General features: G+C 37.7%; 22 protein-coding genes. All 22 read left to right on the forward strand.

All coding sequences use genetic code 11. The features are described 5' to 3' along the window. Window positions 1-43 precede the first annotated feature (43 nt). The 22 genes from rpsP (at window position 44) to fliE (ending at window position 20,517) form a co-directional block, all read left to right on the forward strand. Window positions 44-316 (forward strand): 30S ribosomal protein S16, encoded by a 273-nt coding sequence (gene rpsP / locus OU989_RS04590; protein WP_024362057.1) that lies wholly within the window; start codon window positions 44-46, stop codon window positions 314-316. A 15-nt stretch (window positions 317-331) separates the two neighbouring features. Then, window positions 332-565, forward strand: coding sequence for a KH domain-containing protein (locus OU989_RS04595; protein ID WP_004269410.1), 234 nt, complete (start codon window positions 332-334; stop codon window positions 563-565). Between the two features lie 476 nt (window positions 566-1,041). Next, entirely contained in the window at window positions 1,042-1,557 is a 516-nt protein-coding gene (rimM, locus tag OU989_RS04600; protein WP_274795943.1) for a ribosome maturation factor RimM, read from the forward strand. Further along, complete coding sequence (trmD, locus tag OU989_RS04605) at window positions 1,557-2,294, forward strand: tRNA (guanosine(37)-N1)-methyltransferase TrmD (protein ID WP_274797278.1); 738 nt, start codon at window positions 1,557-1,559, stop codon at window positions 2,292-2,294. The genes rimM and trmD overlap by 1 nt, the downstream gene beginning before the upstream one ends. Window positions 2,295-2,411: 117 nt before the next feature. Continuing rightward, a complete protein-coding gene (rplS, locus tag OU989_RS04610) occupies window positions 2,412-2,756 on the forward strand; it encodes a 50S ribosomal protein L19 (RefSeq protein WP_274795944.1) in 345 nt (114 codons plus the stop codon). Between the two features lie 105 nt (window positions 2,757-2,861). Next, window positions 2,862-3,425 carry a signal peptidase I gene (lepB, locus tag OU989_RS04615; RefSeq protein ID WP_274795945.1) on the forward strand — a complete coding sequence of 188 codons (564 nt, stop codon included), beginning with the start codon at window positions 2,862-2,864 and terminating at the stop codon, window positions 3,423-3,425. A 57-nt stretch (window positions 3,426-3,482) separates the two neighbouring features. Then, complete coding sequence (gene ylqF / locus OU989_RS04620) at window positions 3,483-4,358, forward strand: ribosome biogenesis GTPase YlqF (protein WP_274795946.1); 876 nt, start codon at window positions 3,483-3,485, stop codon at window positions 4,356-4,358. Window positions 4,359-4,512: 154 nt separating this feature from the next. Then, window positions 4,513-5,274, forward strand: a complete 762-nt coding sequence (locus OU989_RS04625) for a ribonuclease HII (protein ID WP_274795947.1) — start codon at window positions 4,513-4,515, stop codon at window positions 5,272-5,274. A gap of 56 nt (window positions 5,275-5,330) precedes the next feature. Beyond that, window positions 5,331-7,220 (forward strand): hypothetical protein, encoded by a 1,890-nt coding sequence (locus tag OU989_RS04630; protein ID WP_274795948.1) that lies wholly within the window; start codon window positions 5,331-5,333, stop codon window positions 7,218-7,220. Continuing rightward, on the forward strand, window positions 7,217-7,519 hold the full coding sequence (locus OU989_RS04635) for an EscU/YscU/HrcU family type III secretion system export apparatus switch protein (protein WP_274795949.1): 303 nt from the start codon (window positions 7,217-7,219) through the stop codon (window positions 7,517-7,519). Before OU989_RS04630 ends, OU989_RS04635 begins: the two co-directional genes overlap by 4 nt. Before the next feature lie 162 nt (window positions 7,520-7,681). Then, the gene (sucC, locus tag OU989_RS04640; protein WP_274795950.1) at window positions 7,682-8,842 is read left to right on the forward strand and encodes an ADP-forming succinate--CoA ligase subunit beta; all 1,161 of its coding nucleotides are present in this window, start codon (window positions 7,682-7,684) and stop codon (window positions 8,840-8,842) included. 17 nt (window positions 8,843-8,859) lie between these two features. Then, complete coding sequence (gene sucD, locus OU989_RS04645) at window positions 8,860-9,762, forward strand: succinate--CoA ligase subunit alpha (protein WP_274795951.1); 903 nt, start codon at window positions 8,860-8,862, stop codon at window positions 9,760-9,762. A 192-nt stretch (window positions 9,763-9,954) separates the two neighbouring features. Continuing rightward, window positions 9,955-10,851: a DNA-processing protein DprA gene (gene dprA, locus OU989_RS04650; protein WP_274795952.1), complete on the forward strand. Its 897-nt coding sequence runs from the start codon at window positions 9,955-9,957 to the stop codon at window positions 10,849-10,851. 92 nt (window positions 10,852-10,943) lie between these two features. Then, window positions 10,944-13,022 carry a type I DNA topoisomerase gene (gene topA, locus OU989_RS04655; protein WP_274795953.1) on the forward strand — a complete coding sequence of 693 codons (2,079 nt, stop codon included), beginning with the start codon at window positions 10,944-10,946 and terminating at the stop codon, window positions 13,020-13,022. Between the two features lie 23 nt (window positions 13,023-13,045). Continuing rightward, entirely contained in the window at window positions 13,046-14,359 is a 1,314-nt protein-coding gene (gene trmFO / locus OU989_RS04660; protein WP_274795954.1) for an FADH(2)-oxidizing methylenetetrahydrofolate--tRNA-(uracil(54)-C(5))-methyltransferase TrmFO, read from the forward strand. Window positions 14,360-14,646: 287 nt separating this feature from the next. Then, window positions 14,647-15,546, forward strand: coding sequence for a tyrosine recombinase XerC (xerC, locus tag OU989_RS04665; protein WP_274795955.1), 900 nt, complete (start codon window positions 14,647-14,649; stop codon window positions 15,544-15,546). Window positions 15,547-15,567: 21 nt separating this feature from the next. Next, window positions 15,568-16,113: an ATP-dependent protease subunit HslV gene (gene hslV, locus OU989_RS04670; protein WP_004229270.1), complete on the forward strand. Its 546-nt coding sequence runs from the start codon at window positions 15,568-15,570 to the stop codon at window positions 16,111-16,113. Beyond that, window positions 16,113-17,513: an ATP-dependent protease ATPase subunit HslU gene (hslU, locus tag OU989_RS04675; RefSeq protein WP_274795956.1), complete on the forward strand. Its 1,401-nt coding sequence runs from the start codon at window positions 16,113-16,115 to the stop codon at window positions 17,511-17,513. Before hslV ends, hslU begins: the two co-directional genes overlap by 1 nt. 87 nt (window positions 17,514-17,600) lie before the next feature. Beyond that, window positions 17,601-18,380, forward strand: a complete 780-nt coding sequence (gene codY / locus OU989_RS04680) for a GTP-sensing pleiotropic transcriptional regulator CodY (RefSeq protein WP_004229266.1) — start codon at window positions 17,601-17,603, stop codon at window positions 18,378-18,380. 949 nt (window positions 18,381-19,329) lie between these two features. Then, window positions 19,330-19,722: a flagellar basal body rod protein FlgB gene (flgB, locus tag OU989_RS04685; RefSeq protein ID WP_274795957.1), complete on the forward strand. Its 393-nt coding sequence runs from the start codon at window positions 19,330-19,332 to the stop codon at window positions 19,720-19,722. A gap of 3 nt (window positions 19,723-19,725) precedes the next feature. Further along, on the forward strand, window positions 19,726-20,187 hold the full coding sequence (gene flgC / locus OU989_RS04690; RefSeq protein ID WP_274795958.1) for a flagellar basal body rod protein FlgC: 462 nt from the start codon (window positions 19,726-19,728) through the stop codon (window positions 20,185-20,187). Window positions 20,188-20,211: 24 nt separating this feature from the next. Then, entirely contained in the window at window positions 20,212-20,517 is a 306-nt protein-coding gene (gene fliE / locus OU989_RS04695; RefSeq protein ID WP_274795959.1) for a flagellar hook-basal body complex protein FliE, read from the forward strand. The last annotated feature ends 10 nt before the right edge of the window (window positions 20,518-20,527 follow it).

Raw genomic sequence — 20,527 nt, forward strand, 5'->3', positions numbered from 1 at the left:
AATATACTATCTTGTGTGAAACTTATTCGGAGGTGCTATTAAAATGGCAGTTAAAATTCGCTTAAAACGTATGGGAGCTAAAAAATCTCCTTTCTATCGTATCGTAGTTGCAGACGCTCGTTCACCACGTGACGGTCGTTCAATTGAAACAGTTGGTACTTACAACCCACTAACTCAACCAGCTACTGTAAACATTGATGAAGAGAAAGCTCTTAAATGGTTAGCTGACGGTGCAAAACCATCAGATACAGTACGTAACCTGTTCTCAGAACAAGGAATCATGGAAAAATTCCATAACCAAAAATTCAGTAAATAATCGGGGGCGACGTCTTTGAAGCAGCTGATTGAAGCAATCGTTTTACCGTTAGTCGATTATCCAGAAGAAGTTCGTATTGAGACGGATGAAAATGCAAATCGAATTGTTTATAAACTTTTTGTTCATCCAGAGGATCGAGGGAAAGTCATAGGCAAGCAAGGGCGAGTAGCGAAAGCGATTCGTACAATTGTTTATTCAGCGGCAGGTAGTCACCATCAAAAGAAGACCTACGTCGATATATTGGATTAATAGAAAAGATGTTTACGCTCTTGCACTAAGTACTTTTGGATCCTGATAGATGTGGTTACATGTCGCTTAGGAGTTCGAAGTGGCCTTTTAGCATGAAGCGTAAAATCTGGACGAAGAAGGAGGGAGCTTGTAGGTTCCTTCCTTTTTTTATCTTTTTTCGCAATAGAAGCGCTTTATTCCGCATGAACAAGCTGTAATGCCAACTGTATACTGAAACCAAAGTTAGGTGGTAGATGAGCTGCTGTAAATGTTTGATTAGTGAAAGCTAACAACCTGTAGCTCTAAGGACAAGCACAAAATAAAGCATAATTAAAGATTATAGCTAATGGTAATTGCTTATATTGATAATACAAGACAAATTAGTCTTAGCTAAAACTACGTTCTTCCAAAGCAATTCTGCTAACAGTGATAGAAGTGAAAATGCTACGCAAGATGCTTTGTGAAGACAAGTATGTTTTTTACGAGGTGAAAGTTGAATGGAATGGTTTAATGTAGGTCGTATAGTCAATACACATGGTATTCGTGGTGAAATACGTGTGCTATCGACAACAGACTTTGAAGAAGAACGTTTTGCAGTAGGGAATAAGCTTGCTGCCTTTAAAAAAGACGATAAAAAGCCAACATGGGTGACTATTGAATCTGTACGTCGTCATAAAAACTTTATTTTGTTAACCTTTGAAGGTATGAACAATATTAATTTAGTCGAGCCATTTAAAGAAGGCATGCTAAAAGTGACAAAAGATCAAATGACTGATGATCTACTTGAAGAAAATGAATTCTTTTTCCATGAAATAATAGGTTGTACTGTTATTTCTGAAGACGGCCAAACAATTGGTATTGTGGCAGATATCCTGCAAACAGGGGCAAATGATGTGTGGGTAGTCAAAGGTTCGAAAAAAGAGCATTATATCCCTTATATAGAAGATATCGTAAAAGATATAGATGTTGAAGAAAAGAAAATAGTAATTCATGTAATGGAAGGTCTATTATGATGAATATTCATGTACTAAGCCTATTCCCAGATATGTTTTCTGGCGTTTTTGGAGCGTCGATATTAAAGAAAGCACAAGAAAAAGGCGCTGTAAAACTAGAGGTAACGGATATTCGTACATTTTCGGTGAACAAGCACAATCAAGTTGATGACTATCCATATGGTGGTGGAGCAGGCATGGTATTAAAGCCTGAACCTATGTTTAGTGCAGTAGAGGCAATAACTGCAGGAAAACAGCCACGTATCATTTTAATGTGTCCACAGGGTGAAAGATTTACTCAGAAAAAGGCAGAGGAGCTAGCACAGGAAACGGAATTAGTTTTCTTATGCGGGCATTATGAGGGCTATGATGAACGTATACGTCAGCATCTTGTGACAGATGAAATCTCCATTGGTGATTTTGTGTTAACAGGTGGCGAGTTAGGAGCTATGACCGTTATTGATAGTGTAGTTAGACTGTTACCTGGTGTATTAGGGCAAGAAGATTCACATATTCAAGATTCTTTTTCAACAGGTTTATTGGAGCATCCCCATTATACACGACCTGCGGAGTTTCGTGGAATGAAGGTACCTGATGTTTTACTTTCGGGAAATCATGCTAAAATCGAGCAATGGCGAGAGGAACAATCGCTGAAAAGAACTTTTGAGCGTCGACCAGACTTACTCGAGCATTATCCATTAACAGACAAGCAAAAATTGTATCTAGAAAAACTAAAAAACAATCATCAAGATGCTTGATTACGTGCTTTATTTATGATAACATCTATTCTGTACTTCTATGTGAAGTACTGAATTACGGTGTTCCGCTGTGGCATAGATTGCGTGCAAGAGCATCTGTCTAAGGAGAGAAAAACAATGTCAAACATTATTGCAGAAATTACAAAAGCTCAGCTTCGCACTGATCTACCAGCTTTCCGTCCTGGTGATACTGTTAAGGTACACGTGAAAGTAGTAGAGGGTACTCGTGAACGTATCCAAATCTTCGAAGGTGTAGTAATTAAACGTCGTGGTGGCGGTATTAGCGAAACTTTCACAGTTCGTAAAATTTCTTACGGTGTAGGTGTTGAACGTACATTCCCTGTACACACACCAAAAATCGCTAACCTAGAAGTTGTACGTCGTGGTAAAGTACGTCGTGCTAAACTTTACTACCTACGTAACCTACGTGGTAAAGCTGCTCGTATTAAAGAAATTCGATAATTATGACTTAAAAGTGAGGGGCTTGAGTTCAAGCCCCTTTTCTTTTTGCTTGTCATCTTAATTCACTATCATCTAAAATGGTGATAGACAAGGGGGCAATTCTCGATGGAAAAACAGGTGAAAGAAAAGAATGAATTATGGGAATGGACAAAAGCACTATTAATTGCATTTGCGATTGCTGCAATTATTCGATATTTTTTATTTACACCCATAGCAGTTGATGGAGAGTCCATGATGCCAACCCTTGAAGATGGCGATCGAATGATTGTGAATAAAATTGGTTATAAAATAGGTGAACCGAAACGTTTTGATATCGTTGTATTTCATGCACCTGAACAAAAAAATTATATTAAGCGTGTAATTGGATTGCCGGGGGATACACTGGAGTATAAGGACGATCAATTGTATATCAATGGTGAGCCAATAGATGAGCCCTATTTAGATGCTTATAAAGCGCAAATCACCGGAGGAACCTTAACAGAAGACTTTACCCTAAAAGACATCGATGTTTCTTTGGACACCATTCCTGAAGGATATGTTTTTGTCATGGGGGACAATCGTCGAAATAGTAAAGATAGCCGACATATCGGGCTAGTTGAACAAAAGGAAATTATCGGTAACACCAGTTTAATTTTCTGGCCGTTTAGTGACATAAAAATTGTAAAGTAATGCAAGAAAGGGAGCGCTGAATCACTCCCTTTTTCTTTTAGTTTAGGAGGTATAGGTGTGACAATACAATGGTTTCCTGGGCATATGGCAAAAGCCCGACGTGAAGTAACTGAAAAATTAAAGCTTGTTGATATTATATTTGAATTAATAGATGCTCGTTTACCCCTATCCTCGCGTAATCCGATGATTGACGAAGTAATTAATCAAAAACCACGTCTGTTAATTTTAAATAAAGCGGATATGGCAGATGAGCAAGAAACACGTAAATGGGTAGAATATTTTGCTCAACGTGGTCATAGAGCAGTAGCCATTAATTCACTTGAGGGCAAAGGCTTACAGCAAGTAACAAAAGCCGCACAAGAAATTTTAAAAGAAAAATTTGACCGTATGAAAGCAAAAGGAATGAAACCTAGAGCTATTCGTGCCATGATTGTTGGAATTCCGAACGTTGGAAAATCAACGCTCATCAATCGCTTAGCGAAAAAAAATATCGCTAAAACGGGCAATACACCAGGTGTGACTAAAGCACAGCAGTGGATTAAAGTCGGTAAAGAACTGGAGCTTTTGGATACGCCAGGTATTTTATGGCCGAAGTTTGAGGATCAAGAAGTAGGCTTTAAATTAGCTTTAACAGGTGCCATTAAGGATACCATTACAAATATGGAAGACTTAGCTGTCTATGGTTTGCGATTCTTATCTGTTCATTATCCAAAGCGTATGGAAGAGCGATATGGTATCGAATTTATTCATGAAGAGTTAGTGGATACATTCGACCATATTGGGAAACTACGTCGTGTATTCGGTCCTGGTGGAGAAATTGACTATGATCAAGTAGCTCAACTAATTGTTCGAGATATACGCGGATTACAATTAGGTAAACTTACCTTTGATTTTGTTGAAGAACAGCTAGAAAAAGAAGCTGAGCAATTATAAGTTTTGAAACTGTCACATGTTCTTGTGGCAGTTTTTCTTTTAGGAATGACTTTTCTTACCGATAATGACTATAGAGAGGTAAATAGTTTTCAAGTTAAAGAGACTACATAAACATGTTATAGTTTTAATGAGTAGTAGCAAGAAGGAGTACAAAATGAAAACCATTAAAGAAATTACAACTGCATTGAAAGATGCGGAGGAATGGCAAGATTGGATGATAGAAATAGAGGCGGATGAAAGAGCTGGCGTACAGAAGGCTTGGCTTACATGGCAAAAAAGACAAGATAAAAAACGTCAATTACAAAAAGCACATCAAGCAAAAGTCGCATTCGATTTAAGCTACGGGGGCATAGATACATTGATTGCTGGTGTAGATGAGGCGGGACGTGGACCGTTAGCGGGGCCAGTCGTGACTGCAGCTGTGATATTACCGACTAATTGCGAGGCGCTTGTTGGATTGAATGATTCGAAACAATTATCAAAGGAAAAAAGAAACGCCTTTGCCACTTTAATTAAAGAGCATGCCATTAGTTATTTTATCCATTTTCAATCGGCCCAGCAAATCGATGCGTTAAATATTTTTGAGGCAACCAAACAATCTATGAAAGCAAGTGTAGAATCACTAACGAAAAAGCCGGATGTTGTTCTTGTAGATGCTATGACATTGCCTATTTCAATCCCACAGGATTCGATTATTAAAGGTGATGCTAAAAGCTTAGCAATAGCGGCAGCCTCTATTTTAGCTAAAACAGCCCGAGATGATTATATGGAACAATTAGATAAGGACTTTCCGATGTATGGCTTTGGACAACATGCCGGCTATGGTACAAAGCAGCATTTAAAAGCATTAGAGGAATACGGACCAACTATTCATCATCGTAAATCATTCGAACCGATTAAATCCATGTTTCAATAACGTTCAAAAAGGAAACACAATTACACGAAGGAGTAATTGATGAAAGGAGTTTGTATATGACAGCCACATCATTTAATCCGATTCAACCGCAACAAAATGCTATCACATCAACAAATCAACCCCTTGCCTTAAAGCAAGGACAAGTATTCCATGGCACAATTAAGCAATTATATCCAGACCAGATGGCAGAAATACAAGTAGGCAATCAAAAGTTCATAGCTAAACTTGAAGTACCTTTAAAAGCCGGAGATGCCCATTTCTTTCAGGTAACAGGAACAAATCCACAAACGGAATTAAAAGTGGTGACTGGACCGATGATACAAGCATCTACGCCCAATCAACAAATTAATCAGCTTTTAGAATCTATGAATTTACCTAAATCTACAGAGATGCAGCAATTGTTGGGACATTTTATGAAGGCGCAACTACCTATTTCGAAAGATCAACTGCTCCAAGCAGAAATATGGTTAAAGGCATTGCCAGAAGGGATGTCGAAAGTGGATGCACTGCAAACCATCCAAAAAATGATAGAGCTTAAAATGCCGATGACAAATGATGTGTTTCATGCACTCATGAATGGTCAAAAAACGTCTGGTATGACCACGCTCATGGATAACTTTGCTCAGCTTTTAGCAAAGGATGTAACTTTATCTGCCCAATTGAGGCAAAATCTAATGCAACAAGTACAAGCGATTGCCAAGCCTTTTGAAGTAGAAACGGGTGGTGTCATCCTTGCTAGAGTTCTTCAGAGTTTAACAAATAGTGCTGCAATGATGAGTGAAAAAATGCAAGCATTATCGATTCTCAAGGAATCAGGCATTCTTCCACAGCAGGCTACATTACAAAACTGGTCAAACATTAAAGAAGCAAAAGCTTTTCAACCAATGCAGCAAGCTGGACAAGTTATTCAAACCATCGTTGCTACAAAGCCTGAAAATGCCAGTCAACTTGTGGAACAGCTTAAAACATGGCTAGGAAATCAACAATTATTAACGAATGAGCAAAAACAGCAAATCAATCAGCTAATGGACCGTTTTAATCAGATACCGGTAACCAAACAAACGCTAGATGTTTTTGCTAAACAAATGCAGGATCAACTATTAAAAGCGTTTGCCCAAAATACAGCTGATCGTCTATTTACACAGGATGCCCATGCACTTTCTGTGAAGGATCATCTGCTCTCTCTTTTTAGGCAAGAATCAAATTCTCCTTTCCAGAATGAAGTTCTAATGCGCAACCTTGTGAAAAATAGCATTGATTCTACACAACCATTTATTCAGCAAACTTTAACCCAAGCAGATGCACTAGTACAAAATTCGATGGATAGCAAAGCGATGGAGCATGCCCTAAAAACAGTGTTAAAAAATTTAGGGATTAGCTATGAGGCCACTTTAGGTAATAAATCAGCGGATCTGCAAATGATTGCTCATCAGCTAAAGCCACAGCTTCATACATTATTGCAGGAAACTAATACGACACCTCAAATGAAGGAAGCGGCAGAAATGCTCATGACACGTATGAATGGCATGCAGCTATCTTCGGGAGAGAATGGTCATCAACATCAGCTTATTATGCAAGTCCCGCTTGAGTTTTTCGGCAAAAAGATGGATGCAACATTACAATGGAATGGTCGTATGAAGGATGATGGCAAAATCGATGCCAACTATGCACGTGTATTATTTTATTTACAGATGGCATCAATGCAAGAAACGGTGATTGATATGCAGGTTCAAAATAGAGTGGTCACAGTAACAGTCTTTAATGAGCATTCAGATATTCAGCCACTTGCGGAGCCACTAAAGGCAGCCTTGAAAATAGGCTTGGCAGAAAAAAATTATCAACTTTCAGGAGTCTTTATTAAACAATTTGACAAGGGGCAAACGGCAAAAGTAAGTCCTGTAGTAGAACAGCAAGAGGAGCATAGTGGGGTGGATATCCGCGTATGAGCGAAGAAAAATTTACACGAAAAGAGGCAATTGCGCTTACTTATAAACTTGGACAATTTGATAGTCCAACTGTTGTAGCAAAGGGAAAAGGGAAAATTGCTGAAAATATTTTAGCTCGTGCCACTGAGCACAATGTGCCAATTTATGAGGATCCTAACCTCGTGCAATTGCTTGGTCAACTAGATTTAAATGAGTCCATTCCAGAAGAATTATATCAGGCCGTAGCTGAGGTTTTTGCATTTATATATCGTTTAGATCAGCAACATGCGCGAAAATATAGAAAAAATGAAGTATTCTGACTATTCTTGCAAGCTGTTTTAGTACACAAAATAGAAAAAAGCGGCATAATAAGAGAGAAAATTCGAACTAAAGACAAAGTGTAGACTTTATCAGAATCTTTCGTTAGAATAGTCTATGTTAGTAAAACAATTCTACGCAAATGTTTGATGGGAGGATGTATTATGAATATCCATGAATATCAAGGGAAAGAGATTCTGAGAAAATATGGTGTAGCTGTACCGAACGGAAAAGTTGCTTTTTCCCCTGATGAAGCAGTGAAAGTAGCGAAGGAACTTGGCTCAAATGTAACAGTAGTCAAGGCGCAAATTCATGCAGGTGGACGCGGTAAAGCAGGTGGTGTAAAAATCGCTAAAAACCTAGACGAGGTACGTACGTACGCAAAAGAATTATTAGGGAAAATTTTAGTGACTCATCAAACAGGTCCAGAAGGTAAAGAAGTAAAACGCTTGTATATTGAAGAGGGTTCTGATATCCAAAAAGAATATTATTTAAGTCTAGTATTAGATCGTGCAACATCTCGTGTTACGATGATGGGATCTGAAGAAGGCGGTATGGATATTGAAGAGGTTGCAGAAACAAATCCAGAAAAAATCTTCAAAGAAGTAGTAGATCCTGTTGTAGGCTTAACAAGCTTCCAAGCACGTCGTATGGCGTTTAATATGAATATTCCAGCAAACCTAGTAGGGAAAGCTGTTAAATTAATGTTAGGTTTATATCAAGCATTTATCGACAAAGATGCTTCGATTGTAGAAATTAATCCACTTGTTGTAACTGGACAAGGTGAAGTTGTGGCATTAGATGCTAAGTTCAATTTTGATGCGAATGCACTATATCGACATAAAGATATTGTCGAATTACGCGATTTTGACGAAGAAGATGCAAAAGAAATCGAAGCATCCAAATATGATTTAAGCTATATTTCATTAGATGGTAACATTGGTTGTATGGTTAATGGTGCCGGTCTTGCAATGGCCACTATGGATACAATTAGTTATTATGGCGGAAGCCCTGCTAACTTCCTAGATGTAGGGGGCGGTGCAACAGCTGAAAAAGTAACAGAGGCTTTCAAAATTATCCTTTCTGATCCAAACGTAAAAGGCATTTTCGTAAACATTTTTGGCGGAATTATGAAGTGTAACATTATTGCTGAAGGTGTTGTGACAGCTGCTAAAGAAATTGGTTTAGCTGTGCCGTTAGTTGTACGTTTAGAAGGTACAAATGTAGAACTTGGAAAAGAAATTTTAAATGCATCTGGTTTAAACATCGTTGCAGCGGATTCAATGGCTGACGGTGCACAAAAAATTGTGGGACTAGTAGGCTAAGGAAGGCAGGGAGAACAATGGCTGTATTTATTAACAAAGATACGAAGGTAATTGTACAAGGGATTACGGGCGAAACAGCTCTTTTCCATACGAAGCAAATGCTAGAGTATGGTACTAAAATCGTAGCAGGTGTAACACCAGGTAAAGGTGGACTTGAAATCGAGGGAGTTCCTGTTTTCAATACAGTAGCAGAAGCTGTAGCTGCAACAGGTGCTACAACTTCAGTTATCTATGTACCTGCACCATTTGCGGCAGATGCAATTTTAGAAGCTGTTGATGCTGAATTAGAATTAACAATCTGTATCACAGAGCATATTCCTGTCCTTGATATGGTTAAAGTTAAACGTTATATGGAAGGTAAAAAGACTCGCTTAGTAGGTCCGAACTGTCCGGGTGTAATTACTGCTGACGAATGTAAGATTGGGATCATGCCTGGTTACATTCATACAAAAGGCCATGTAGGAGTTGTTTCTCGTTCTGGTACTTTAACATATGAAGCGGTGCACCAACTAACACAAGCTGGCATTGGTCAAACAACTGCTGTAGGTATCGGTGGAGACCCTGTTAACGGTACAAACTTCATTGATGTTCTAGAAGCATTTAATAATGATCCAGAAACTTACGCAGTAGTTATGATTGGAGAAATCGGTGGTACAGCTGAGGAAGAGGCAGCTGCATGGATTAAGGCAAATATGACGAAACCTGTCGTAGGCTTTATCGGTGGGCAAACTGCACCTCCAGGCAAACGTATGGGTCACGCTGGTGCTATCATTTCTGGTGGTAAAGGAACAGCAGCAGAAAAAATTAAAGCGATGAACGCTGCTGGTATTGAAGTAGCGGAAACACCGTCTGTTATTGGTGAAACGTTGATTAAAGTAATTAAAGAAAAAGGGCTATACGAAAAGTGTAAAACCCATTAAAATGGAAGATGTAGCACATTGATGCTACATCTTTTTCATTATTTATACACTGTATACCATCTTCTCTTTTTCCTACTTGCGGTGAAGAAAACGACAATTCTGTGGCAGGTGTCATAAATAATGATGAAAAAGTTGTGTTGAAATTATCTTGCGGTCATTTAATTTCTTCTATTATAAAAGGAGGTTTGTTAAATGATCCTTGCAATGGATACCCAGAGATTACTAGCTTTACATTATGTTTACCCATTACCACTTCAGAAACTTCAGCGTTTATTGACCCCAGTGAATATTTTAAACGAGTTTGAAAATATTCAATATGATGAAATAGCAAAGGTTTTACAAATATCGGCACATAAAGCATATCAACTCTCGCACAGTTTTCGACAAATTATGACAACTTCATTTGAAGAGGTTTATGCACAAGAAAATATAGTCCCCATACCGTTTTATCATCCTTACTTCCCAGCGCAATTATTTGAAATATCCAACCCACCTACTGTATTGTATGTGAAAGGTCAGTATTCCCTGTTATCAAATAATAAACAGATAGCTATTATAGGTTCTAGGAAGGCTACAGCGTATTCAAAGAGGGCGATAGATGTCATAGTCCCACCTCTTGTTCAACGTGGGTATACGGTCGTCAGTGGGCTTGCTAGAGGTGCTGATACGATAGCACATAGGGCGACAATTGATGTGGGAGGCCACACAATTGCGGTGCTTGGACATGGTTTTAATTATCTCTATCCAGCAGAAAATCGCGTTCTTGCTAAACAATTGGCAGAACACCAACTATTAGTGACAGAATACCCCCCTTACATGAAGCCTGAAAAATGGCATTTTCCAATGCGTAATCGAATTATTAGTGGATTATCTCAGGCCTTAGTTGTCACAGAAGCTGCGTTGAAAAGTGGCACGCTTATTACAACTGAGCTTGCATTGGAGCAAGGGAAAGATGTATTTGTTGTGCCAGGACCTATCGATGCAATGCAGTCTAGGGGAACAAATCAATTACTTTTAGAAGGGGCCATTCCAGTAATAAATGGTCATCAAATTATTGAAACATTGGACCTCTTTTCTAACAAAAATTGAAAAAAAGTTGCATTATCTTAAAATCTGTTATACATTTTGCAACAGGTAACTTAAAAAATTTAGTAATAGACCTCGCTAAGGGGGAGACATAGATGGCGGATTATTTAGTGATTGTAGAATCACCGGCAAAAGCAAAAACAATTGAACGATATTTAGGTAAGAAATATAAAGTAAAAGCATCGGTTGGACATGTTAGGGATCTTCCACGTAGCCAAATGGGTGTTAGTGCTGAGAATAACTTTGAACCTAAATATATTACGATACGTGGTAAAGGACCTGTATTACAGGAATTAAAATCTGCGGCAAAAAAAGTGAAGAAAGTTTATCTAGCGGCCGATCCAGACCGCGAGGGAGAAGCAATTGCTTGGCACCTTGCGACTGCGTTAAACATTGATATTCACTCAGATTGTCGTGTTGTATTTAATGAAATCACCAAGGATGCAATTATAGAGTCCTTTAAAAATCCACGTCCAATTAACATGGATTTAGTAGATGCACAACAAACAAGACGTATATTGGATAGACTCGTAGGCTATAACATTAGCCCAATTCTGTGGAAAAAGGTGAAAAAGGGTCTATCAGCAGGTCGTGTACAATCGGTAGCTCTACGCATGATTATTGATCGTGAAAATGAAATTAAAAACTTCCAACCAGAAGAATATTGGACAATTGAAGGAACATTTGAAAAAGGTAAAAAAACCTTTGATGCTCTTTACTATGGAAATGGTAAAGACAAAATTAAATTAACAAATGAAGAACAAGTAAAGGCAATATTAAAAGATGTAAAAGGAACAAACTTTAATGTTGTCAATGTAACGAAAAAGGAACGCAAACGTAATGCTGCGCCAGCCTTTACAACATCTTCTTTACAACAAGAGGCAGCACGAAAGTTGAATTTCCGAGCTAAGAAAACCATGATGCTAGCTCAACAGTTATATGAAGGTATTGATATTGGAAAAAAAGAAGGAACAGTCGGGTTAATCACATATATGCGTACCGATTCAACACGTATTTCAGATACGGCTAAAGCGGAAGCGGTTACTTATATTGAAGGAAAGTATGGTAAAGAATATATTGCTACTGAGATAAAGCAAACGAAGAAGGCTTCGAATGCGCAGGATGCTCATGAAGCAATACGCCCAACAAGCACAATGCGTACACCAGATGAATTGAAGACTGTTCTTAGCCGTGATCAGTTACGTTTATATCGCTTAATTTGGGAGCGCTTTATCGCCAGCCAAATGGCTCCAGCAATATTAGATACGGTAGCAGTTGATCTTCAAAACGGTGATGTTTTATTCCGAGCGAATGGCTCACAAGTCAAATTTGCTGGCTTTATGAAACTGTATATCGAAGGTACTGATGATCAGACAGAAGAGACGACAAAACTTTTGCCTGAAATGGAAATTGGTGATCAAGTAAAATCGCTTGAAATCGAGCCTAAGCAACATTTTACACAGCCACCACCACGTTATTCAGAGGCGCGACTTGTTAAAACAATGGAAGAACTAGGTATTGGGCGCCCATCCACATATGCACCGACCCTCGATACAATTCAGCGCCGTGGCTATGTTGTATTAGATGCTAAACGCTTTATGCCAACAGAGCTAGGTGAAATTGTACACCAACTCGTACTAGAATTTTTCCCGGATATCATAAACATCGAATTCACAGCACAAATGGAACAAGATCTAGATGATATTGAAGAAGGCAATCGTCAATGGAAAAATGTTGTGGAAGAGTTTTATAAAGACTTTGAAGTTCATGTAAAACATGCAGATGAGGCTATGGAAAAAGTAGTGATTAAAGATGAACCTGCTGGAGAGGATTGCGAGCTTTGTGGATCCCCGATGGTTTATAAGCTTGGACGATATGGCAAATTTATGGCTTGCTCGAACTTCCCGGACTGTAGAAATACAAAAGCTATTATGAAACCTATTGGTGTGAAATGTCCTTCCTGTGAAACGGGCGAAATTGTAGAGCGAAAAAGTAAAACAAAACGACTGTTCTATGGTTGTAACCAATACCCTGAATGTGAATTTGTATCATGGGACAAGCCGATTAGTAGACCATGCCCGAAATGTAGTGCATTATTAGTAGAGAAAAAGATAAAAAAAGGTGTCCAAATTCAATGTACAAAGTGTGACTATGAAGAGACACCAACTCAATGATAGATAGGAAGATGGTAAGAAACATGGCTGAACAAGTAGTAAATGTAATTGGAGCGGGACTTGCAGGTAGTGAAGCAGCTTGGCAAATTGCTAAGCGTGGTGTAAAAGTTAAACTTTATGAGATGCGTCCAGTAAAGCAAACGCCAGCGCACCATACGGATAAGTTTGCAGAACTTGTTTGTTCTAACTCATTGCGTGCAAATGGTTTAACAAATGCCGTAGGCGTTATTAAAGAAGAAATGCGTTTGTTAGATTCTGTTATCTTAAAAGCTGCAGATCAGTGCTCAGTACCTGCTGGCGGCGCATTAGCAGTAGATCGTCATGAATTTGCGGGATATGTAACTGAGGCTGTAAAAAACCACCCACTAGTGGAGGTTATTCATGAAGAAGTTACTGAAATTCCTGAAGGTATTACAGTTATTGCAACAGGTCCATTGACTTCAAAAGCTTTAGCTGAGAAAATTCAAGGCTTAACTGGCTTAGATTATTTATACTTTTACGATGCAGCAGCACCCATTATTGAAAAAGATAGTATAGACATGGATAAAGTTTATTTGAAGTCTCGTTATGATAAAGGTGAAGCAGCATATTTAAACTGTCCTATGACAAAAGAAGAATTTGATCGTTTCCGTCAAGCATTAATAGATGCGGAAGTTGTTCCATTGAAAGAATTTGAAAAAGAAATATATTTTGAGGGATGTATGCCGATCGAAGTTATGGCTGCGCGCGGCGAGAAAACGATGTTATTTGGTCCTATGAAACCAGTAGGTCTTGAAGATCCAAAAACAGGGAAACGTCCTTATGCTGTTGTGCAACTTCGTCAAGATGATGCAGCTGGCACCCTTTATAACATTGTTGGTTTCCAAACGCATCTTAAATGGGGGCCGCAAAAGGAAGTACTACAGCTAATCCCTGGATTAGAGAATGTGGAAATTGTACGCTATGGTGTTATGCACCGGAATACATTCATCAACTCTCCAAAAGTTTTAGAAAAGACATATCAACTTCGTGAACGCAAAAACATTTTCTTTGCAGGTCAGATGACAGGCGTAGAAGGATATGTTGAATCAGCAGGAAGTGGGTTAATTGCAGGAATTAATGCTGCTCGTTTAGCATTAGGGCAAGACCCGATTATTTTCCCATTTGAAACGGCATTAGGAAGTATGGCCCGTTATATAACAGAAGCTCAATCGAAAAACTTCCAGCCGATGAATGTTAACTTCGGTATATTCCCTGAGTTACCACCAGGACGCCGTTCTAAACCGGAACGTGCTGAAATGCATGCAACACGTGCTTTAAGCACAATTCGAAATTTTGTGAATTCACAAACAATTTGATTGCCAAAAGCCTCTAAAAGTTGATATACTCTTAGAGGCTTTTTCTTTTTGTAGACAAAATGCTTAATTAGACGTATTTTATTATTTTGTATGGACATTTTCTCAAAATATAACTATTTACACTTGCTATATTACGAAGATAGGTTTAGTGTCAATATGTATGTTTATTAATGATGAGCAAAACGATGCAAACTTGTAAGAGATGACAAAGATATATATATCCGTTATATTACAAGTGTCAGTCATTTGAGAAAATTATTAATAAATCATTGGTGGTGAATCTTTCCATGTTAGTTTCGTCCCAAGATGCACTCGAACAGTTCATGCTTTACATCCAAGTTGAAAAGAACTTCTCTGTTCATACAGTGCGAGAATATGAATCAGACCTGCTAGATTTTTTAACCTTTTTACAAACGGAGGGAATCAATGATTTAGCGAGTGTTGAATATATACATGCACGTCTTTATGTAACAAAGTTGTATGAAGAAAAAAGGGCAAGGGCTTCTATTTCTAGAAAGATTTCCTCGATCCGTTCCTTTTTTCGCTTTCTAAATAGACAATACGGATTAGATGACGGAGCATTCCGTTCGCTCTATCACCCTAAAAAAGAATCTCGTTTACCAAATTTTTTCTACGAAGAAGAATTGAAGCAGCTATTTGATGCGAATACTGGTGATGATTTGAAATCATTGAGAAATATAGCTATATTAGAGCTGTTATATGCTACAGGTATACGTGTAAGTGAACTGACTTCTATTCAAGTAGAGGATGTAGATTTTCATTATTCAATCATACGAGTAATGGGTAAAGGTCGAAAAGAACGAATTATTCCATTTGGTCAATTTGCGAGTTTAGCAATGCAGGACTACATAGAGCAAGCTCGTCCTCGATTGATGAAAAAGACCAGTCATCAGCAGTTGTTTGTCAATATGCGCGGTGGGGAACTTACGCCTCGAGGGGTACGTCATATTTTAAACGAAATGATTGACAAGGCCTCACTCCATACGAAAATTTACCCACACATGCTTCGCCATACTTTTGCCACTCATTTATTGAATAATGGCGCTGATTTGCGAACGGTGCAGGAGTTATTAGGTCACTCTCATTTATCTTCTACACAAGTTTACACACATGTAACAAAAGAGCATCTTCGTCAAACATATATGAATGCTCATCCAAGGGCATAATAGAGCTAAGGAGGAAGGCATATGGGACAAATTCATGCGACAACGATATTTGCGGTTCATCATAACGGAGGATGTGCCATGGCTGGTGATGGCCAAGTAACATTGGGAAATGCAGTTGTGATGAAGGGTACAGCAAGGAAGGTCAGACGTCTGTTTAATGGGCAGGTCCTTGCGGGTTTTGCAGGTTCCGTTGCTGATGCTTTTACACTGTTTGAAATGTTTGAAGGCAAACTAAATGAATATAACGGTAATTTACAACGTGCTGCAGTAGAAGTGGCAAAGCAGTGGCGTGGTGATAAAATGCTTCGTCAGCTGGAAGCAATGTTATTAGTAATGGATAAAACGACATTACTACTTGTTTCAGGTACAGGAGAAGTAATTGAACCAGATGATGGTATTTTGGCAATTGGCTCTGGTGGAAACTATGCATTATCTGCGGGCAGAGCTTTGAAAAAATATGCAGGTGAAACGATGACTGCTCGTGAAATTGCAGAAGCGGCATTAGAAACAGCTGCTGAAATATGTGTATTTACGAATCATAATATTATCGTGGAGGCGCTGAACTAATGACGCAAAAAAATTTAACGCCAAGACAAATTACTGAGCATTTAGATCGCTATATTGTTGGGCAGAATGAAGCTAAGCGAGCAGTAGCCATTGCGTTGCGCAATCGCTATCGTCGTTCGTTGTTAAATGATGATATGAAGGCTGAAGTTATTCCGAAAAATATTTTAATGATTGGTCCAACTGGTGTCGGAAAAACGGAAATTGCCAGAAGAATTGCGAAGCTTACAAATGCTCCTTTTGTAAAAGTTGAAGCGACAAAGTTTACAGAGGTAGGCTATGTAGGTCGAGATGTTGAATCAATGGTTCGTGACTTAGTAGAAGCCTCACATCGTTTAGTTAAGGAAGAAATGATGGAGTCTGTTAAGGAACAAGCTGAGGAATTAGCAAATGAAGCAATCGTCAAACTTTTAGTGCCTTCTTTAAGGAAAAAACAGGCGATGCAAAATCCATTTGAAATGTTATTCGGTGGGAAAGAACAATCATCAACTGACGATTCATCAACTGATGAAGCTGAGGTACGCTCTAAGCGCGCGCAAATTGCCATTGATTTACGCAATGGTAAATTAGAAAATGAATGGGTTACTGTAGAAGTTACAGAACAAAATCCATCAATTTTTGATGCGCTTCAAGGAACTGGAATGGATATGTCTGCGAATAGCGGCATGCAGGATATGTTATCTAGTTTAATGCCGAAAAAACAGAAAAAACGCCGTGTGCAAGTGAAAGATGCACGCCGTATTTTAACTATAGAAGAAGCAAATAAACTGATAGATGCTGACGAAGTGGCACAAGAAGCTATTACTAGAGCAGAACAATCGGGTATCATTTTTATTGATGAAATCGATAAAATTGCTAGTAAAGAAGGAAACACTTCAGCAAATGTCTCACGTGAAGGTGTTCAACGAGATATTCTACCAATTGTAGAAGGATCTACTGTCACTACGAAATATGGAGCAGTGAAAACCGATTATATGCTGTTTGTAGCAGCAGGTGCATTCCATATGTCGAAGCCATCGGATTTAATTCCTGAATTACAAGGCCGTTTCCCAATTCGTGTAGAGCTAGAAAAATTAACAAAACAAGACTTTGTAAGAATTTTGCAAGAGCCAGATCAATCGCTTATTTTGCAATACAAAGCATTATTAGAAACAGAAGGCGTGGAAATTCATTTCACAACAGATGCTATTGAGCGAATTGCTGAAATAGCAACAGAGGTTAATCAGGAAACAGATAATATCGGAGCCCGTCGTTTACACACGATTTTAGAACGTTTACTTGAAGAGCTATCGTTTGAAGCATCTGAAATTGCACCAGCAAGTATCCCAATCAATGCTGCGTATGTTGATCAAAAACTTGCGGGTATAGTAAAAAACAAAGATTTATCACAATTTATACTGTAGGGTAAAGTGAATTAGTATCATTCAGTATTAAAAACCTTTAGAATATTTAGTAAATACTCTTCGGATTATTTATAGGAGGAACATATAATGAATTTATTAGAAAAAACACGTAAAATTAACTCGATGCTTCAAGCTTCTGCTGGTAAGCCGGTAAACTTTAAAGAAATGGCTGATACTTTAGGAGATATTATTGATAGTAATGTCTATATTTTAAGCCGTAAAGGTAAATTATTAGGTATTTCAATTCACCAACAAATTGAAAACGAACGTATGAAGAAAATGTTCGAAGAGCGACAATTCCCAGAAGAATACACTCATAGCTTATTTACGATTTCTGAAACATCATCGAATTTAGATATCAATAACGAACATACTGCTTTTCCTGTAGAAAATAAAGATTTATTCCAAAATGCTTTAACAACTATCGTACCAATCGTTGGTGGTGGAGAGCGTTTAGGAACACTGATTCTTGCTCGTTTATCTTCTCAATTTGAAGATGATGATTTAATTTTAGCGGAGTACGGTGCAACCGTAGTTGGTATGGAAATTTTACGTGAGAAATCTGAAGAAATTGAAGAAGAGGCTCGTAGCAAAGCTGTCGTACAAATGGCTATCAATTCCCTTTCATACAGTGAGTTAGAAGCGATTGAACATATTTTTGAAGAACTTGATGGCAATGAAGGTTTATTAGTTGCTTCAAAAATTGCTGACCGAGTGGGTATTACAAGATCAGTAATTGTAAATGCATTACGTAAACTTGAATCTGCTGGTGTAATTGAATCTCGTTCTTTAGGTATGAAAGGTACTTATATTAAAGTACTAAATGATAAATTCTTAAATGCTTTAGCAGAAATTAAAATGAAATAATAATACAGATGAAAGCGTCTAGAGTAATTCTAGGCGCTTTCGAACTGTTGGTAAAAGGAATCGGGACTTCATTTTCGATTCCTTTTATCATATAATACCTTGTAGCATTAGTGGTTTATTAAAGGACCAGCCACGACCGGATGATTAGCTTCTTTAAATTTTAGAAAAATAAGCTCACTATCTTAACCATCTTATAGATATTTATCTTGTCCATGCTTTTCATCTAGCACAAAAATTCGTTCAAGGTTTCTTTTCACTTTGTGTAGTGTTATTTAATATAAGTAGATAAAAGAAAAGAGAGGAGCCAACACGACTCGCCGATTGAAAGCGTCTAGCCATTGAGTTTATCAAAATAAAAACTTTCAAACTTCTTGAGATTGTCTACTGTTCGAAGCTCTAGAGTAAATCTAGGCGCTTTTTTTATGCAAAAGTATCTTCAGTTTTTGTATTTGCACTATATGCTCTTTTAGAAATTATACAAAAATATTGAAACATGATACTTTTTGTTTCTTTCTTCCTAATATTGTTCAACAATTTGTCACTACCATTAGCACATATAATTTTCTAGTATGTTACTTTAGAATATAGTGAACAAATTGTGAAATGTTCATTTGTAAAATACTTTCGTAATGAATGAACTAGTAAAAAGGGACCTTTATTTATAAGTTAATAAAAAGGCGATAAAGCTCAAAAAAAGGCGTATTTAATACTAAAAGCGTAAACACTGTCGAAATAGTGTAAAATAACTAGATGTATACTATCCTTCCGTGAAGCCTAGAGACGAAAGGGTTCCGGAAGTTTTGTCACGGTTTAGTGGGATAAAAAATAGGGCATATAGACTATCAAAAAGTGACAAAAGACAATAGACACTAGGTATCATCTTAATTACAATTGTATTATTGGATAAATTAACAAGTACATAAATTGGAATAAAATGAGGTGAACAGTTTTGAATTTATTTGGAGGAACTATTAGTAGCCTGGAAAAAGGACTTTCCTATGCAACTTTGAATCATAAAACAATCGCAAATAATATTGCGAATGTCGATACGCCTAATTATAAGGCGAAAAATGTTAGTTTTAAGGGTATGTTGGAAGAACAAAAAAGTATAGCTATCTCTGCTTATCGTACTGATAGTAGACATTATGATTTCACGATTCGACAATCTACACCTGGTGTCAATAATGTTGAGAATCTGCGATATAGGAATAACGGAAATGCTGTAGACATGGATGCTGAGCAGGCGAAATTAGCTGAGAATCAAATTTATTACAATGCTTTAATTGATCGTGTAAATGGAAAATTAAATACATTAAATACTGTAATTAAAGGAGGTAAGTAATAGATGTCTATATTTCACGGGATGAATACCACTGCCTCTGCTTTAACAGCGCAACGATTACGCATGGATGTCATTTCTTCTAATATGGCTAATATGGATACAACTCGCGCTCGTCAAGTGAATGGGGAATGGGAACCATATCGACGTAAGTCTGTTACGTTCAGTGCACAAGAAGGACAATTTTCAAAATTTTTGAATGTTGCACTTGGTAAAAACGCCAAAAGTGGTGTTGGTAATGGTGTCAAAGTTACTCGTATTTCTGAAGATCAAGAAACACCTTTTAAACTTGTTTATGACCCAACTCATCCAGATGCAAATGCAGATGGTTATGTCAATATGCCGAACGTTGATCCATTAAAAGAAATGGTTGACTTAATGTCAGCTACGCGCTCCTATGAAGCGAATATAACTGTGTTTAATGCAAATAAATCAATGCTTACTAAGGCTTTAGAGATTGGTAAATAAACTAAGTAGAAAGGAAGATACATAATGGCTATTTCGTCCGTTTCGCTAATGACACCTACTCAGGTTGTAAATGAAACAAATAAACTTAATACAACACCTTATGAAGCCCAACAAAGCTTCGCGAACTCGTTAAAAGAAGCGATTTCTAAAGTGAATGATCAGCAAATAACTTCTGATACATATACTCAAAAACTGATTAAAGGTGAAGACGTAGAGTTGCACGAAGTGATGATTGCATCACAAAAGGCAAGCATTACATTAAACGCAACAATTGAAGTTCGCAATAAGGTGATTGAAGCTTACCAAGAAATAATGCGCATGAGTGTTTAATTTTATTATT

Origin of the sequence: Lysinibacillus irui, assembly GCF_028877475.1 — a bacterium.
In the GTDB taxonomy this organism is placed as follows: Bacteria; Bacillota; Bacilli; order Bacillales_A; family Planococcaceae; genus Lysinibacillus; species Lysinibacillus irui.

Coding starts and splice junctions, on each gene's coding strand:
- sucD (WP_274795951.1), top strand. CDS start 8,860: ATGGCTGTATTTATTAACAAAGATACGAAGGTAATTGTACAAGGGATT.
- dprA (WP_274795952.1), top strand. CDS start 9,955: ATGATCCTTGCAATGGATACCCAGAGATTACTAGCTTTACATTATGTT.
- hslV (WP_004229270.1), top strand. CDS start 15,568: ATGGGACAAATTCATGCGACAACGATATTTGCGGTTCATCATAACGGA.
- rplS (WP_274795944.1), top strand. CDS start 2,412: ATGTCAAACATTATTGCAGAAATTACAAAAGCTCAGCTTCGCACTGAT.
- sucC (WP_274795950.1), top strand. CDS start 7,682: ATGAATATCCATGAATATCAAGGGAAAGAGATTCTGAGAAAATATGGT.
- fliE (WP_274795959.1), top strand. CDS start 20,212: ATGGCTATTTCGTCCGTTTCGCTAATGACACCTACTCAGGTTGTAAAT.
- topA (WP_274795953.1), top strand. CDS start 10,944: ATGGCGGATTATTTAGTGATTGTAGAATCACCGGCAAAAGCAAAAACA.
- OU989_RS04625 (WP_274795947.1), top strand. CDS start 4,513: ATGAAAACCATTAAAGAAATTACAACTGCATTGAAAGATGCGGAGGAA.
- trmFO (WP_274795954.1), top strand. CDS start 13,046: ATGGCTGAACAAGTAGTAAATGTAATTGGAGCGGGACTTGCAGGTAGT.
- trmD (WP_274797278.1), top strand. CDS start 1,557: ATGAATATTCATGTACTAAGCCTATTCCCAGATATGTTTTCTGGCGTT.
- codY (WP_004229266.1), top strand. CDS start 17,601: ATGAATTTATTAGAAAAAACACGTAAAATTAACTCGATGCTTCAAGCT.
- rpsP (WP_024362057.1), top strand. CDS start 44: ATGGCAGTTAAAATTCGCTTAAAACGTATGGGAGCTAAAAAATCTCCT.
- OU989_RS04630 (WP_274795948.1), top strand. CDS start 5,331: ATGACAGCCACATCATTTAATCCGATTCAACCGCAACAAAATGCTATC.
- OU989_RS04635 (WP_274795949.1), top strand. CDS start 7,217: ATGAGCGAAGAAAAATTTACACGAAAAGAGGCAATTGCGCTTACTTAT.
- xerC (WP_274795955.1), top strand. CDS start 14,647: ATGTTAGTTTCGTCCCAAGATGCACTCGAACAGTTCATGCTTTACATC.
- flgC (WP_274795958.1), top strand. CDS start 19,726: ATGTCTATATTTCACGGGATGAATACCACTGCCTCTGCTTTAACAGCG.
- lepB (WP_274795945.1), top strand. CDS start 2,862: ATGGAAAAACAGGTGAAAGAAAAGAATGAATTATGGGAATGGACAAAA.
- rimM (WP_274795943.1), top strand. CDS start 1,042: ATGGAATGGTTTAATGTAGGTCGTATAGTCAATACACATGGTATTCGT.
- hslU (WP_274795956.1), top strand. CDS start 16,113: ATGACGCAAAAAAATTTAACGCCAAGACAAATTACTGAGCATTTAGAT.